Source organism: Streptomyces sp. NPDC048604, assembly GCF_043199435.1.
Taxonomy (GTDB): Bacteria; Actinomycetota; Actinomycetes; order Streptomycetales; family Streptomycetaceae; genus Streptomyces.
The window spans coordinates 1-15,250 of the sequence record NZ_JBICVX010000009.1; the positions used below are offsets into that span (position 1 = coordinate 1).

Here is a 15,250-nt window from a genome sequence, read left to right on the forward strand (position 1 = left end):
AGCGTTAGGGAAACGCCCGGTTACATTCCGAACCCGGAAGCTAAGCCTTTCAGCGCCGATGGTACTGCAGGGGGGACCCTGTGGGAGAGTAGGACACCGCCGAACAATCTTTCAGGACCCCTGGTCCCAGCGTTCACGCTGGGACCAGGGGTCCTTTTGTTTTTCCATGCCTTTTGACGAAGCGCGGCCGCGTGCCGGCTGCGCGAGAATGACAGCAGTACCAGCAGACAGGAGTCACTCGATGTCCACCAACTCTCCCGACGACCGTCCGGAACGCGAGCCGCGTCGTAGGGACGGTGGCGAGCGGGGCGGCTTCCGCGGCCCGCGTCGTGATGACAACCGCGGTGGTGGATACCGCCGTGACGACCGTGGCGGAGACAACCGCGGCGGTGGGTTCCGTCGTGACGACAACCGCCGTGACGACCGCCGTGATGACACCCGTGGCGGCGACAGCCGCGGTGGTGACAACCGTGGTGGTGGCGGCGGCTACCGAGGGCGGGACGACCGTCCGTCGTTCCGCCGCGATGACCGTCGTGATGACCGGCCCTCGTTCCGGCGTGATGACGACCGTGATCGCGGTGGATTCCGTCGCGACGACCGGCGTGATGACACCCGCGGCGGTGGGTTCCGCCGTGACGACCGTGGCGGCGACAACCGCGGCGGCTTCCGGCGCGATGACAGCCGCGGCGGTGACAACCGTGGCGGCGGCTTCCGCCGTGACGACAACCGTGGCGGAGACAACCGCGGCGGCTTCCGGCGCGATGACAGCCGTGGTGGCGACAACCGTGGCGGCGGCTTCCGGCGCGATGACAACCGCGGTGGCGACCGTCCGCCGTTCCGGCGTGACGACCGGCGTGATGACCGGCGTGATGACAACCGTGGCGGTGGCTTCCGGCGCGATGACAACCGCGGTGGCGACCGTCCGTCCTTCCGTCGCGACGAGCGTCGTGATGACCGGCCCTCGTTCCGGCGTGATGACGACCGTGATCGCGGTGGCTTCCGTCGCGACGACCGGCGTGATGACACCCGTGGTGGTGGGTTCCGCCGTGACGACCGTGGCGGAGACAACCGCGGCGGTGGGTTCCGTCGTGACGACAGCCGCGGTGGCGACCGTCCGTCCTTCCGTCGGGACGACCGGCGCGATGAGCGTCGTGACGATCGGCGCGATGACAGCCGTGGCGGTGGCTTCCGGCGCGATGACAACCGTGGTGGCGACCGTCCGCCGTTCCGTCGTGACGACCGTCGTGATGACCGGCCCGCCTTCCGCCGCGATGAGCGTCGTGACGACCGTCCCACCGACCGCCGTGACGACCGTCGTGACGACAGGCCCCGTGGGCCCCGGCGTGACGACAGCCGCGGTGGCGGGTTCCGTCGCGACGACCGTCGGGACGACCGCGGTGGGTACCGCGGGCGCGACGACCGCGGCGACCGCGGCGGCTACGGGCGCCGTGACGACCGTGACCGCGACCGGGACCGTGGGGACCGTCAGCCCATCAAACGACTGCCGATCCCGGACGACGTCACGGGCGAGGAGATCGACCCGGACGTGCGTCAGGAGCTGATGAGCCTGCCCAAGGGCCTCGCCGAGGACGTCGCGCGCAACCTCGTCATGGTCGCGAACCTCATCGACGAGGACCCGGAGCAGGCGTATGCGTACTCCCGCGTCGCGCTGCGGCTCGCCTCCCGCGTCGCCGCGGTGCGCGAGGCCGCAGGCTTCGCCGCGTACGCGACGCAGAAGTACTCCGAGGCGCTGGCCGAGTTCCGGGCCGCCCGGCGGATGACCGGCGGCGTGGAGCTGTGGCCGGTCATGGCGGACTGCGAGCGCGGCATGGGCCGTCCCGAGCGGGCGCTGGCCATGGCCGGTGAGCCCGAGGTGCAGAAGCTGGACAAGGCCGGGCAGGTCGAGATGCGGCTCGTCGCCGCCGGCGCCCGCCGTGACATGGGGCAGCTCGACGCCGCGATCGTCACCCTGCAGAGCCCCGAGCTCGCGTCCAGCGCGGTGCACCCCTGGACCGCGCGGCTCCGCTACGCGTACGCCGACGCGCTGCTCGCGGCGGAGCGCACCGAGGAGGCCCGCGACTGGTTCGCGAAGGCGCTCGAGGCCGACAAGTCCGGGTCGACCGACGCGTCCGACCGGCTGGCCGAGCTGGACGGCGTCGAGTTCGTCGAGGTCGAGGAGCTCGACGACGCCGACGCGAACGAGTCCGACGAGTCCAACGAGTCCGATGAGTCGGACGAGTCGGATGAGACGGTTGTCCCGGCCGACGACGCCGACGACGCCGATGTCTCCGACGACGTGACGCCGGAGTCGGACGACAAGGGCTGACAGCGGTAGCAGTACGTACGACGGAGGGCGGCACCCCAGGCCGGGGTGCCGCCCTCCGTCGTCTCCACCTGAGCCCTCAGTCCAGGGCCAGGCTCCGCAGCACCAGGCCCGTCGCCGGCTTCGGGCCGAAGGAGGTCGACTTGCGGGGCATGGTGACGCCCTGGCGGGCGAGGTCGCGGACGACCTCCTCGCGTACCGGATGCATCAGCACCGCCGTACCGCCGCGGCGTTCGGCCTGTTCGACCGCGGCCTCCGTGTCGTGGATGTACGCGATGTGCTCGGGCGCGTCCGGGATGTGCCACAGGTGGTCCAGCATCGTGGCGTGCAGGACCGTCGCGTCCAGGGTCCGCCAGGCCTCCGGCCGGTCCGTGCGGACGGTCGCCGCGAGCAGCTCCGGGTCCGGGCGGTCCACGAGGTGGAAGCCGCCGTCGCCGGCCAGGAGGAAGGCGTTGCCCTCGGCGACCGCGGCGGCGAGCGTCTCCATGGCGGCCGGCAGCGGGCCGTCGATCCGGCGGACGCGGAAGCGGCCCTCCAGGACGGCCAGCGCGTCGGCGACCGGGAGGCGGCTGAGCAGGCGGTGGATGGCGCGGACCCGGAGCGGGTGGCGGGCGGTGTCGACGAGGAGGACGAGCCCGTAGTTCCATGGGCTGGGGGACTCGTGCTCCTGCTGCAGCCGCAGGTATGTGGCCCAGCGGTGGTGGCCGTCGGCGATGAGGGCCTGGTGCCGGGCGAGTTCGGAGTCGACGGCGGCCAGCTCGGCCGGGTCGGTGACCGCCCACAGGCGGTGGTGGACGCCGTCCTCGGTGGTCGTGGAGAGCAACGGCTCGCGCCGCGCGGCCCGTTCGATGACGCGCGTAGCGCCTTCGCCCTCGCCGACGTACGTCAGGAGCAGCGGCTCCAGGTTGGCGGCGGTGGTGCGCATGAGCGCGGCGCGGTCCTCGACGACGTGCGGCATGACGTCCTCGTGGGGGAGCACGATGCCGCGGTCGGGCGCGGACAGTTCGAGCGCGCCGATGATCCCGCGCTGGAGGAGTTCGCCGCTCTGCTGCTCGTACACGTACAGCGCGGGTTCCGGATCCGGCGCGAGGACGCCGTCGGCGAGCCAGCGGTCGAGGGTGACGGCGGCCTTGCGGTGGCGGGTGCCGGCGGTCATCGCCTGCGGGAGGATCAGCCGGACGATGTTGTGGGGGTCGGCGGACTCGAGGTGGTGCAGTCCGTCGGGGCGTACGACGACGTCGTACGGGGGCGAGGTCACGGCGGCGAGGCTGCCGACCCGTTCTGGTACGTAGCGCAGGCCCCGGAACGGGACCAGTCGCAGACCGTCGGCGCGGACGTCATCGGCCGCGGGACCTGTTGTGTTCATCTCGACATCGTAAGTGGACGCGCGCCGTAAGTGGATCGGGGGCATGAGCGATGATCGGGGGAGCGGGGAGCACCGACTTCGTCAGGAGCGCACGGACATGGGACAGCAGGGCGGCAGCGGCAGTGCGAGCGGGAGCGCCGGCGGCGGCAGGACGCTGCCGGGAGGGAGCGCGGAGGCGCTGAGCACGGCGTACGACACGGCGCTGCTGGATCTGGACGGCGTGGTGTACGCGGGCGGGGAGGCGATCCCGCACGCGGTGCCGGCGCTGGCGGCGGCGCGCGCGGGCGGGATGCACCTGGCGTACGTCACGAACAACGCGCTGCGGACGCCGGAGGCGGTCGCCCGCCACCTGACCGAGCTGGGCGTGCCTGCGGAGGCGTCCGACGTGATCACCTCGGCGCAGGCGGTGGCGCGGCTGATCGCGGCGGAAGTCCCGGCCGGGTCCCCGGTGTTGGTGGTCGGCGGCGAGGGCCTGCGGGCGGCGCTGCGGGAGCGGGGCCTGGTGCCGGTGGATTCGGCGGACACCGAGGGCCTGGCTGCGGTGGTCCAGGGGTACGGGGGGCCGGAACTGCCGTGGGGGCGGTTCGCGGAGGCGTGCTACGCGATCGAGCGGGGGGCGCCGTGGTTCGCGTCCAACACTGATCTGACGATCCCCGGGGCGCGGGGGATCGGGCCGGGGAACGGGGCGGCAGTGGAGGTCGTCCGGATCGCGACGGGGGCGGAGCCGCGGGTGGCGGGCAAGCCGCTGCCGCCGATGCACCGGGAGACCGTGCTGCGGACGGGCGCGAAGCGGCCGCTGGTGGTGGGGGACCGGCTGGACACGGACATCGAGGGCGCCTTCAACGGGGGTGTGGACTCGCTGCTGGTGCTGACCGGCGTGACGGACGCGGCGCGGCTGCTCGCGGCGGTGCCGGAGCACCGGCCGACGTACGTGGACGCGGATCTGCGCGGGCTGCTGCGGGGGCAGCCGGAGGTGACGGAGGCCGCCGGCGGCTTCGGCTGCGGGGGGTGGACCGCGTCGGTGCGGGGCGGGTCGCTGGCCCTGGACGGCGAGGGGGAACCGCTGGACGGGCTGCGGGCGTTGTGCGGCGCGGCGTGGACGGAGGCCGGGGAGGGTTCCTGCCGGTTGGACGCGGACAAGGTCCTGACGCGACTGGGGTGGTGACTCCCCCCGTCACCCGTCGCTGCGTGCCGGGCCGGGGCGAGGTGCCCCGGCCCGTTGCCGCGGGGAGGCGGGTTGGGAGGGTAGGCTAACCTAACCTCGTGTTGGTCGACAGTCCCTCCCGTGCAAGCGCGGAGCCGGCTGCCGGTGGCCAGGAATCGACGCGTCGTCATGTGCGGCGGGCGGTCGGGCTGGTCGTGGCGGTCGGGATCCTGCTGCTGGTCTGTGTCCTGAGCATCATGATCGGCGCCAAACCGGTGCCGCTCGGCGATGTCTGGCACGGGCTGTTCCAGAACGCCGGCGTCGGAAACGACGTCATCGTCCACGACGTGCGCGTGCCCCGCACCATCCTCGGGCTGCTCGTCGGCATCGCGCTCGGACTGTCCGGCGCCGTCATGCAGGGGCTCACCCGCAACCCGCTCGCCGAGCCCGGACTGCTCGGCGTGAACGCCGGCGCCGCCGCGGCCGTCGTCTCCGCCATCGCGTTCCTCGGGGCCTCCGACGTCTCCGACTTCATCTGGTACGCCTTCGTCGGCGCGGCCGTCGTCTCCGTCGTCGTGTACGTGCTCGGCGGCAGCCGCAGCGCCACTCCCGTCCGCCTGGCGCTCGCCGGAACCGCCGCGACCGCCGCCCTGTACGGGTACGTCAACGCCGTCCAGCTGCTCAACTCCGCCGCGCTCGACCAGCTCCGCTTCTGGACCGTCGGCTCGCTGGCCTCCGCCGACATGGCCACCGTGCGCCGGGTCGCGCCGTTCATCCTCCTCGGCGTCGTGCTCGCGCTGCTGATCGCGCGGCCGCTCAACGCCATGGAGATGGGCGACGACACCGCCCGCGCGCTCGGCGCGAACCTCAACCGCACCCGCGTCCTCGCGATGCTCGCCGTCACCCTCATGTGCGGCGCCGCGACCGCCGCCTGCGGTCCGATCGTGTTCCTCGGGCTGATGGTCCCGTACATGGTCCGGGCGATCACCGGCCCGGACATGCGGTGGATCCTGCCGTACGCCGCCGTCCTCGCGCCCGTCCTCCTGCTCGGCTCCGACGTCCTCGGCCGGGTCGTGGCCCGCCCCGCCGAGCTGCAGGTCGGCATCGTCACCGCGCTCGTCGGCGGGCCCGTCTTCATCCACCTCGTCCGCCGCAAGAGGATGGCCCAGCTGTGACCACCAAGTCCCCCACGAGGGTGCTGCGGACCGCCGGCGGGCTCTCCGTGCGGTACGAGGCCCGGGCCGCCGTCTCCGTCCTCGGGCTGGCCCTGCTCGTGCTCGCCGCCGCGGTCGTCCTCATCGGCAGCGGCGACTTCCCGATCGCCCCCGGCGACGTCGTCGCCACCCTGCTCGGCGACGGCACGCCCGTGCAGCAGTTCGCGGTGATGGACCTGCGGCTGCCCCGCGTCCTGGTCGCCGTCTTCGTCGGCGCCGCGCTCGGCATCGGCGGGGCCGTCTTCCAGTCGATCTCCCGCAATCCGCTCGGCAGCCCCGACGTCATCGGCTTCGGCCAGGGCGCGAGCGTCGGGGCGCTCCTCGTCATCGTCCTCTTCCACGGCGACGCGACCGCCGCCGCGGCCGGCGCGGTCGTCGGCGGCCTCGTCACCGGCGCGGTGATCTACCTGCTCGCCTGGAAGCGCGGGGTGCACGGCTACCGGCTCGTCCTCGTGGGCATCGGCTCCGCCGCCATGCTGACCGCCGTCATCCACTACCTCCTCACCAAGGGCGACCTGGTCGACGCCACCCGCGCCACCGTGTGGATGACCGGCTCGCTCGACGGCCGCGACTGGACCCAGTTCCGGCCGCTGTTCGCCGTCTGCTGCGTCCTGCTGCCGTTCGTCCTCGGCCACGGCCGGGCGCTGCGCATGCTGGAGATGGGCGACGACGCCGCGTACGCGCTCGGCGTCAAGGTCGAGCGGACCCGGACCCTGCTGATGATCTCCGCCGTGCTGCTGGTCTCCGTGGCCACCGCCGCCGCCGGCCCCATCGTCTTCGTCTCGCTGAGCGCGCCCCAGCTGGCCCGCCGGCTCACCCGCTCCCCGGGACCCAACCTCGCGGCCTCCGCCCTCATGGGCGCGGCCCTGCTGCTGGTCGCCGACTGGACGGCCACCCAGGCCTTCGGCGACCGTCAGCTGCCCGTCGGCGTCGTCACCGGCGTCCTCGGCGGCTGCTATCTGCTGTGGCTGCTCGTCACCGAGCGGAAGGCCGGACGGATATGACCCACGACAAGAAGCACAGGAGTACCGGCATGGACGCTCAGCGGCAGCGGCTCGGAGCCGAAGCGGTCACCCTCGCCTACGAGCAGCGGGTCATCGCCCGCGACCTGTCCGTCGAGATCCCCGACAACTCCTTCACGGTCATCGTCGGCCCCAACGCCTGCGGCAAGTCGACACTGCTGCGCGCCCTGTCCCGGATGCTGAAGCCGTCGGCCGGCCGGGTCCTGCTCGACGGGCAGTCCATCCACTCGCTGCCCGCGAAGAAGGTCGCGCGGACGCTCGGCCTGCTGCCGCAGTCCTCGATCGCGCCGGACGGCATCACCGTCGCCGACCTCGTCGCCCGCGGCCGCTACCCGCACCAGGGCCTGCTGCGGCAGTGGTCGCCGGAGGACGAGCGGATCGTCCAGGAGTCGATGGCCGCCACCGGTGTCGCCGAGCTCGCCGACCGGCTCGTCGACGAGCTGTCCGGCGGCCAGCGGCAGCGCGTGTGGATCGCGATGGCGCTCGCCCAGCAGACCCCGCTGCTGCTGCTCGACGAGCCGACCACGTACCTCGACATCCAGCACCAGATCGACGTCCTGGACCTGTGCGCCGAACTGCACGAGAACCAGGGCCGCACGCTGGTCGCCGTGCTGCACGACCTGAATCACGCGGCGCGCTACGCCACCCATCTCATCGCGGTCCGCGGCGGCGAGGTCGTCGCCGAGGGCCCGCCGTCCGAGGTGGTCACCGCCGAGCTGGTCGAGCGGGTCTTCGGGCTGCGCTGCCAGGTCATCGACGACCCGGAGACCGGTACGCCGCTGGTGGTGCCCGCCGGGCGCGCGGCGCGCGCGAAGCAGGCCGCCGAGGCGAGGGAGCCCTCGCTACAGCAGTGACCGCAGGCGCAGCAGATCGCGGAAGCCGGCCTCCAGCCGCACCCGGCCGGAGGCCCAGGCCTTCGCGAAGTTCAGCTCGCCGTCGACCATCGCGACCAGGTCGTCGCCGGTCATCGCCAGCCGGATCTGCGCCTTGCCGGGCGGCGGCCCCGGCACCGTCACCACGTCCTCGATGCGGCCGCCCGCGAGTCGGCCGGTGAAGGTGGCGCCGAGGTCGGTGAGGTGGCAGCTGAGCGTGCGGTCGAGCGCCGCCGCGCCGCGGACCTCGCCGTTCGCGCGGGCGAGATTGTCCGAAAGTCTGTCGAGTGCGCTGCGGCACTCCTCGATCGTGGCCATCGCGACCGACCGTACCGCAGGGCTTCGCGGTAGCGTCGGGGCATGAGTGACGTGCTGCGGGACGGCGTGGGTGACGGCGTGGACGACGCCATGGGGGACCCCGTGGGTGACGCCATGGGCGACTCCGTGGGTGAACGGACGCCTGCCGAGGCACGTACGGACGGGCATGACGACGTACGCGACACCGACACCGACGACTCCGGTGCCCCGCCCGGGCCCGGCGAGCCCGTCGGGCCCGCGCCGCTCGGCGTCGAGCGCACCCCCACCGGCCACGCCGCCGTCGACGCGCTCCTGGAGCGGCTGGCCGACGCCGACCACCTCCCGGCGGACGGACACCTGGAGGTGTACGAGGATGTACACCGGGGCCTGCGGGACGAGCTGACCTCGCTCGACGCCGCCGCACGCCCGGGACCGACACCTACGTACGACCACAGGAGCTGAACCGAACGTGGCAGGAGTGGCACGCCGTCGACTGGACGCGGAGCTGGTACGCCGGAAGCTCGCCCGCTCGCGCGAGCACGCCGCCCAGCTGATCGCCGCCGGGCGGGTGACCGTCGGCAAGACCGTCGCCACCAAGTCCGCCACCCAGGTCGAGACCGCCGCGGCGATCGTGGTCGTGCAGGACGACAGCGACCCCGACTACGTCTCGCGCGGCGGCCACAAGCTGGCCGGGGCGTTCGCGGCGTTCGTGCCGCAGGGGCTGCGCGTCGAGGGACGGCGGGCGCTGGACGCCGGCGCGTCCACGGGCGGCTTCACGGACGTGCTGCTGCGGGCCGGCGCGGCGCACGTGGTGGCCGTCGACGTCGGGTACGGACAGCTGGCGTGGTCGCTGCAGAGCGACGAGCGCGTCACCGTGAAGGACCGTACGAACGTACGCGAGTTGACGGTCGAGGCGATCGACGGGACGCCGGTGGACCTGGTGGTCGGCGATCTGTCGTTCATCCCGCTGGGACTCGTGCTGCCCGCGCTGGTCGGCTGCACGGCGCCCGGCGCGGACCTCGTGCTGATGGTCAAGCCGCAGTTCGAGGTGGGCAAGGAGCGGCTGGGCAGCGGCGGAGTGGTGCGCAGCGCCGAACTGCGCGCGGACGCCGTGAAGAACGTCGCCCGGCAGGCGGCGGAGCTGGGACTCGGCGTGCTGGGGGTGACGGCCAGCCCGCTGCCCGGGCCGTCCGGCAATGTCGAGTACTTTCTGTGGCTGCGGGCGGGGGCGCCCGCGCTGGATCCGGCGGATGTGGATCGCGCCGTGGCGGAGGGACCTCGTTGACATCGACGACAGCAGCACCGCGTACCGTCTTCCTCCTCGCGCACACCGGCCGGCCGGCCGCCGTGCGCAGCGCCGAACTGGTGGTGCTCGGGCTGCTGCGCAGCGGCCTGCGGGTGCGGGTCCTGGAGGCGGAGGCCGTGGACCTGCCGCTGCCGTCCGCCGTGGAGCGGGTGCCGGAGGGCTGCAAGGACGCGCTCGACGGCTGTGAACTGCTGATCGTGCTCGGCGGCGACGGGACGCTGCTACGGGGCGCGGAGTTCTCCCGGGCGTCCGGGGTGCCGATGCTCGGGGTGAACCTGGGGCGGGTCGGCTTCCTCGCGGAGGCGGAGCGGGACGACCTGGACAAGGTCGTCGACCGGGTGGTGACACGGGCGTACGAGGTCGAGGAGCGGATGACCCTCGACGTCGTCGTGCACGACAACGGCGATGTGCTGCACGCGGATTGGGCGCTGAACGAGGCGGCCGTGCAGAAGGTGTCGCCGGAGCGGATGCTGGAGGTCGTGCTCGCGATCGACGGCCGCCCGGTGACCGGGTTCGGCTGCGACGGGGTGATCTGCGCGACGCCGACGGGCTCGACGGCGTACGCGTTCTCGGCGGGCGGGCCGGTGATGTGGCCGGAGGTCGAGGCGCTGCTGATGGTGCCGATCGGGGCGCATGCGCTGTTCGCGAAGCCGCTGGTGACGACGCCGGACTCGGTGCTGACGGTGGAGGTCGAGCCGCACACGCCGCACGGCGTGCTGTGGTGCGACGGCCGGCGCACGGTGGAGCTGCCGGCGGGCGCGCGGGTCGAGGTCCGCAAGGGCAAGATCCCGGTCCGCCTTGCCCGCCTGCACCACGCGTCCTTCACCGACCGCCTGGTCGCGAAGTTCGCGCTGCCGGTGTCGGGGTGGCGCGGGGCGCGGCACTGACGGTGCCGCCGAGGGCGCCGAGCCGGGCGGTCGCGGCGCGCCGGGGGCACCGGGAGCGCCACCCCCGCGGGTGATTGCACACGATCGTCACCCGGTCGTTGCCTGTCTTCCCGCGGGGGCCGTCGCATCGCGGGGCACGGACCTCGTAAGGTCTTCTCCGTGTTGGAGGAGATGCGGATACGGTCGCTCGGGGTCATCGACGACGCCGTGGTCGAGCTGTCGCCCGGGTTCACCGCGGTGACGGGCGAGACCGGCGCCGGCAAGACCATGGTCGTGACGAGCCTCGGGCTGCTGCTCGGGGGACGGGCCGACCCGGCCCTCGTACGGATCGGGGCGGGGTCGGCCGTCGTCGAGGGCCGGATCACCCTGCCCGCCGGCGCGGCCGCCGCCACGCGGGCCGTGGAGGCGGGCGCCGAGCTGGACGACGGCGCCCTGCTCGTCACCCGCACGGTCTCCGCGGAGGGACGCTCGCGCGCGCACCTCGGCGGGCGTTCCGTGCCCGTCGGCCTGCTCACCGAGCTCGCCGACGAGCTCGTCGCCGTGCACGGCCAGACCGACCAGCAGGGACTGCTCAAGCCCGCCCGACAGCGCGGCGCCCTCGACCGGTACGCGGGCGACGCCGTCGCCCGGCCGCTCGCCGCGTACGGCGAGGCGTACCGGCGGCTGCGCGCCGTCGCCGCCGAGGTGGACGAGCTGACCACCCGCGCCCGCGAGCGGGCCCAGGAGGCCGACCTGCTGCGTTTCGGCCTCGCCGAGATCGAGGCCGTCGAGCCCCTGGCCGGTGAGGACGTCGAACTCGCCGCCGAGGCGGAGCGGCTCGGCCACGCCGAGGCCCTGGCCTCCGCCGCCGCGCTCGCGCACACCGCGCTGGCCGGGAACCCCGAGGACCCCGAGGCCGTCGACGCGACGACCCTCGTCGCCGGCGCGGGGCGCGCGCTGGACGCCGTACGGTCCCACGACCCGGCGCTCGCCGCGCTCGCCGACCGGATCGGCGAGATCTCCATCCTGCTCGCCGACGTCGCCGGAGAGCTCGCCGGCTACGCCGACGACCTCGACGCCGACCCGCGCCGCCTCGCCGCCGTCGAGGAGCGCCGCGCGGCGCTCACCCAGCTCACCCGGAAGTACGGCGCGGATGTCGCCGCCGTGCTCGCCTGGGCGCAGGAGAGCGCGGCCCGGCTCACCGAACTCGACGGCGACGACGACCGGATCGGCGAGCTGACCGCCGAGCGGGACGCGCTGCGGGCCGAGCTGTCCGGGCTCGCCCAGGCCCTCACCGACGCCCGTACGGAGGCGGCGGCGCGGTTCGCGGACGCCGTCACCGCGGAGCTGGCCTCGCTCGCGATGCCGCACGCCCGGGTGTCCTTCGACATCCGGCAGGTCGAGGCGGCGGACGGGGTCGAGGTCGGCGGGCGGGTCGTCGCGTACGGCCCGGCCGGCGCGGACGAGGTCGAGCTGCTGCTCGCCCCGCACCCGGGCGCGCCGCCCCGGCCGATCGCCAAGGGCGCGTCGGGCGGTGAGCTGTCCCGTGTGATGCTCGCGGTGGAGGTCGTGTTCGCGGGCACGGACCCCGTGCCGACGTACCTCTTCGACGAGGTCGACGCGGGCGTCGGCGGCAAGGCGGCGGTCGAGATCGGGCGCAGGCTGGCGAAGCTCGCCAGGTCCGCGCAGGTCGTGGTCGTCACCCACCTGCCGCAGGTCGCGGCCTTCGCCGACCGGCAGCTGCTGGTCGAGAAGACGAACGACGGCTCGGTGACGCGCTCCGGCGTGACGGTCCTGGAGGGCGAGGACCGGGTTCGCGAGCTGTCCCGGATGCTGGCCGGCCAGGAGGACTCGGAGACCGCCCGCGCCCACGCGGAGGAACTGCTGGCGACGGCGCGCGCGGAGGGCTGACGCCGGTGGCCGGCCGGGGCGCGCGGAGGCAGCGGCACGGAGACGGAGACAGGGGCGGGGAGCTGCTCCGTTCACCCGTGTGAGTGATCCCATCCGGTGACTTCGGGCGTCGGACACGGGAACGTGGGCCCATCGGTGCCGGAACGTGCGTACGGGCTGGCATCCTTGGGCGCGTGACTCAGCTGCGTACGGTCCAAGTGCTGGGCGGCGGCAGCGCGGGCAGCAGCGCTCACGTCAGGTCACTCGCCGCGGGACTCGTGGCGAGGGGCGTGCGGGTGACCGTCTGTGCCCCTGCCCACCTCGACCGCGAATACGACTTCCTCGGCGTCGGCGCCCACTTCGTGCCGGTGCCGCGCCGCAGCGACCCGACGACGGTCGCGCAGCTGCGCAACGCCTGCATCGGCGCGGACGTGGTGCACGCGCACGGCCTGCACGCCGGCCTGCGGACGGCGCTGGCGCTGGCGGGCGGGACGTGGACGCCCTCGTACACGCCGTTCGTGATGACCTGGCACGTGCGCAGCCACGCGGACGGGGCGCGGGGCGGGCTGCTGCGGCTGCTGGAACGGAGGGCCGTGCGGGCGGCGACCGTGGTGCTCGGCACCTCGTCGGAGCTGGTCGACCGGGCGCGGCGGCGCGGGGCGCGCGACGCGCGGCTCGCGCCGGTGACGGTGCCGGTGTCGCGGGGGCCGGTGTGCCTGCACGACGGGAAGGCGCGGGCCGAACTGGGCGCGGTGGACCGGCCGTTGCTGATGGCCGTGGGCGCGCTGGAGCCGGGGCGGGGGTACGGGCTGCTGCTGGAGGCGGCGCGAGTGTGGCGCGCGGCCGACCCGCAGCCGCTGCTGGTGATCGCGGGGGAGGGGCGCGAGCGGGCGGCGCTGCAGCGGCGCATCGACGACGAGGCGCTGCCGGTACGGCTGGTGGGGCGGCGGGACGACGTGGCGGAACTGCTGGCGGCGGCGGACGTCGCGGTGCTGCCGTCGCGGTGGGAGGCGCGGTCGGTACTGGCGCAGGAGGCGCTGCGGCTGGGCGTGCCGCTGGTGGCCACCGCGGTCGGCGGGGTGCCGGAACTGGTCGGCGACGCGGCGGAACTGGTCCCGTACGGGGACCCGGCCGCGCTCGCCGCGGCGGTCACCGCGCTCCTGGCCGACCCGGACCGCCGCTCGCACCTGGCGGCGGCGGGCCGCGTGCAGGCCGCGACCTGGCCCACGGAGGACGACACCATCGCCCACGTCCTCAGCGTCTACGACGAACTGACGTCCCGCTGAGGGACCCCCAGGGCCCCCTGCCTCACCCCACGTGCCGCCGCGCCCGCAGCGCCAGGGACAGGGCCAGGACCACCTGGGGGTCGTCCAGGTCGGTGCCCAGGAGTTCGGCGATGCGGGCCAGGCGGTTGTAGAGGGTCTGGCGGTTGAGGTGGAGTTCGCGGGCCGTCTCCGCCTTGCGGCCGGCGTGGGCCAGGTACGTCTCCAGGGTGGGCAGGAGCGGCGGGCGGGACGTGGCGTCGTGGTCGCGCAGGGGCCCGATCGCGCGCTCCACGAAGGCCGCCAGGTCGTCGTGGTCGCGCAGCCGCCACAGCAGCAGGTCGATGTCCAGGCGTCTGGCGTCGTACCAGGGGCGGTCCGACAGGCCCTGCGCCGCCGTCGCCGTCTCCGCAGCGTGCCGCAACCCCGCCGACGCCGCCGCCCAGCCGCCGGGCACGCCGACGACCACGACCGGCGGGTGCGTGCCCGCCCCCAGCAGGCCGGCCCGCTCCACACCGGCCCGCAGCGCCGCCGCGACCCGGTCCGCGACCGCCGTGCGCTCAGACTCCGAGCGCAGCCCCAGCAGCACCGGCACCCGGCCCTCCACCGGGCGGACGCCCAGCAGCACCGGGACGCCCACCGAGGACAGCTCCTCCAGGACGGCCCGCGCCAGCAGCGCCCAGTTGCCGGACGGGCCCAGCTCCGAGGCCAGGCGCATCACCACCGGCAGCAGCGGGCCGTCGCCCGGCTTGAAACCGAGCACCCGCGCCTGTGCCGGCGCGTCCTCCGCGGTGATCCGCCCTTCCGCCAGGTCCGTCAGGAAGTCGCCCCGGCCGCGCGCGGCCAGCTCCTCCTCCTGCCGCGCCTGCATCAGGACGACCGCCAGGATTCCGGCCGCCCGCTCCGCCGCCATGCGGTGGACGGGGGCCAGCGGGCCCGCCACGGACAGCAGCACCAGCCGGGCCCGCACCCCGCCCGCGCCCGTTCCGCCGCCGGGGACGTCCACCAGGACCGAGCCCACCGGCGGGCCGGACTCCCGGGCCGCCCGCTGGCCGCGCAGGCCCTCCCAGACCTGGAGCGGGTCCGCCGGGGCGGAGTCCGTGCCCGCCGCGTACAGCAGCCGTCCGTCCGCGGTCTCCAGGAACACCGGGTTGGCCGAGAAGTCCGAGAGGATCCGCAGCACCTGCGGCACCCCGCCGCCGCCCAGCAGCGCCTCCGTGCACTGGCGGTGGACCTCCTCCGCCTGCCGCAGCAGCGCGTAGTGGCCGTTGACGATCTCGGTGTGGATCTCCTCCGTGACCGCGACGAAGGGCACCTCGCGGTGCAGCTGGACGAGCGGGAGGCCGGCCGTCTTCGCCGTCTCCACGATCGTGGCCGGAAGACGGGCGAACCGCGGGCCCAGCTCCACCACCAGCGCCGCGATCCCGCGGTCCGCGAGCCGCCGCACGAACGCCCGCTGCTCCGCCGGCCGGGTGCCGAGCCCGAGCCCGGTGGTCAGCAGCAGCTCGCCGCCCTTGAGCAGCGACGCGATGTTCGGCACCTCGCCCGCGTGCACCCAGCGGACCGTGCGCTGCAGTCGGTCCGCGCCCGCGACGACCTCCGGGAGCCCGCCGCGCAGCCCGGGAAGTTCGAGGGCCCGCTGTACGGTGATCCCGCCCTGATTGTCCATGGGCCCGGACGCTACCCGC

The 15,250-nt window shown here is 74.4% G+C and carries 14 protein-coding genes and 1 rRNA gene; 12 read left to right on the top strand and 3 right to left on the bottom strand.

The window, feature by feature from the left end; genetic code table 11:
- The 3 genes from rrf to ACGFMM_RS19385 form a co-directional block, all read left to right on the top strand.
- Positions 1 to 105: ribosomal RNA gene (gene rrf / locus ACGFMM_RS19375) — 5S ribosomal RNA — on the top strand; the annotation flags it as partial.
- Between the two features lie 296 nt (positions 106 to 401).
- Positions 402 to 1,562: a hypothetical protein gene (locus ACGFMM_RS19380; RefSeq protein WP_393647855.1), complete on the top strand. Its 1,161-nt coding sequence runs from the start codon at positions 402 to 404 to the stop codon at positions 1,560 to 1,562.
- The gene (locus ACGFMM_RS19385) at positions 1,502 to 2,326 is read left to right on the top strand and encodes a hypothetical protein (protein ID WP_393647856.1); all 825 of its coding nucleotides are present in this window, start codon (positions 1,502 to 1,504) and stop codon (positions 2,324 to 2,326) included. Before ACGFMM_RS19380 ends, ACGFMM_RS19385 begins: the two co-directional genes overlap by 61 nt.
- A 76-nt stretch (positions 2,327 to 2,402) precedes the next feature.
- Here ACGFMM_RS19385 and ACGFMM_RS19390 read toward each other — a convergent pair whose 3' ends face one another.
- Positions 2,403 to 3,689 carry a DUF1015 domain-containing protein gene (locus ACGFMM_RS19390; RefSeq protein ID WP_393647584.1) on the bottom strand — a complete coding sequence of 429 codons (1,287 nt, stop codon included), beginning with the start codon at positions 3,687 to 3,689 and terminating at the stop codon, positions 2,403 to 2,405.
- 97 nt (positions 3,690 to 3,786) lie between these two features.
- Between ACGFMM_RS19390 and ACGFMM_RS19395 the strand changes: the two genes are divergently transcribed.
- The 4 genes from ACGFMM_RS19395 (at position 3,787) to ACGFMM_RS19410 (ending at position 7,923) form a co-directional block, all read left to right on the top strand.
- Positions 3,787 to 4,854, top strand: coding sequence for an HAD-IIA family hydrolase (locus tag ACGFMM_RS19395; protein ID WP_393647585.1), 1,068 nt, complete (start codon positions 3,787 to 3,789; stop codon positions 4,852 to 4,854).
- A gap of 194 nt (positions 4,855 to 5,048) precedes the next feature.
- Entirely contained in the window at positions 5,049 to 6,008 is a 960-nt protein-coding gene (locus ACGFMM_RS19400) for a FecCD family ABC transporter permease (RefSeq protein ID WP_393647857.1), read from the top strand.
- The gene (locus tag ACGFMM_RS19405) at positions 6,005 to 7,051 is read left to right on the top strand and encodes a FecCD family ABC transporter permease (protein WP_393647586.1); all 1,047 of its coding nucleotides are present in this window, start codon (positions 6,005 to 6,007) and stop codon (positions 7,049 to 7,051) included. The genes ACGFMM_RS19400 and ACGFMM_RS19405 overlap by 4 nt, the downstream gene beginning before the upstream one ends.
- A 29-nt stretch (positions 7,052 to 7,080) precedes the next feature.
- Positions 7,081 to 7,923 (top strand): ABC transporter ATP-binding protein, encoded by an 843-nt coding sequence (locus ACGFMM_RS19410; protein ID WP_393647587.1) that lies wholly within the window; start codon positions 7,081 to 7,083, stop codon positions 7,921 to 7,923.
- Here the strand turns inward: ACGFMM_RS19410 and ACGFMM_RS19415 are convergent.
- Positions 7,912 to 8,259: an SCP2 sterol-binding domain-containing protein gene (locus ACGFMM_RS19415; protein WP_393647588.1), complete on the bottom strand. Its 348-nt coding sequence runs from the start codon at positions 8,257 to 8,259 to the stop codon at positions 7,912 to 7,914. The two genes, ACGFMM_RS19410 and ACGFMM_RS19415, sit on opposite strands and share 12 nt — an antisense overlap.
- A 114-nt stretch (positions 8,260 to 8,373) precedes the next feature.
- On the opposite strand from ACGFMM_RS19415, the gene ACGFMM_RS19420 reads away from it, so the two are divergent.
- From ACGFMM_RS19420 to ACGFMM_RS19440, 5 genes are all read left to right on the top strand, one after another.
- Positions 8,374 to 8,700 carry a hypothetical protein gene (locus tag ACGFMM_RS19420; protein WP_393647858.1) on the top strand — a complete coding sequence of 109 codons (327 nt, stop codon included), beginning with the start codon at positions 8,374 to 8,376 and terminating at the stop codon, positions 8,698 to 8,700.
- Positions 8,701 to 8,707: 7 nt separating this feature from the next.
- Complete coding sequence (locus tag ACGFMM_RS19425; RefSeq protein WP_393647589.1) at positions 8,708 to 9,523, top strand: TlyA family RNA methyltransferase; 816 nt, start codon at positions 8,708 to 8,710, stop codon at positions 9,521 to 9,523.
- Positions 9,520 to 10,431 carry an NAD kinase gene (locus tag ACGFMM_RS19430; protein WP_393647590.1) on the top strand — a complete coding sequence of 304 codons (912 nt, stop codon included), beginning with the start codon at positions 9,520 to 9,522 and terminating at the stop codon, positions 10,429 to 10,431. Before ACGFMM_RS19425 ends, ACGFMM_RS19430 begins: the two co-directional genes overlap by 4 nt.
- Positions 10,432 to 10,602: 171 nt before the next feature.
- Positions 10,603 to 12,321, top strand: coding sequence for a DNA repair protein RecN (recN, locus tag ACGFMM_RS19435; protein WP_393647859.1), 1,719 nt, complete (start codon positions 10,603 to 10,605; stop codon positions 12,319 to 12,321).
- Between the two features lie 173 nt (positions 12,322 to 12,494).
- Positions 12,495 to 13,586, top strand: coding sequence for a glycosyltransferase family 4 protein (locus tag ACGFMM_RS19440; RefSeq protein ID WP_393647591.1), 1,092 nt, complete (start codon positions 12,495 to 12,497; stop codon positions 13,584 to 13,586).
- Between the two features lie 22 nt (positions 13,587 to 13,608).
- Here ACGFMM_RS19440 and ACGFMM_RS19445 read toward each other — a convergent pair whose 3' ends face one another.
- Positions 13,609 to 15,231, bottom strand: coding sequence for a PucR family transcriptional regulator (locus tag ACGFMM_RS19445; protein WP_393647592.1), 1,623 nt, complete (start codon positions 15,229 to 15,231; stop codon positions 13,609 to 13,611).
- Between the last annotated feature and the right edge of the window lie 19 nt (positions 15,232 to 15,250).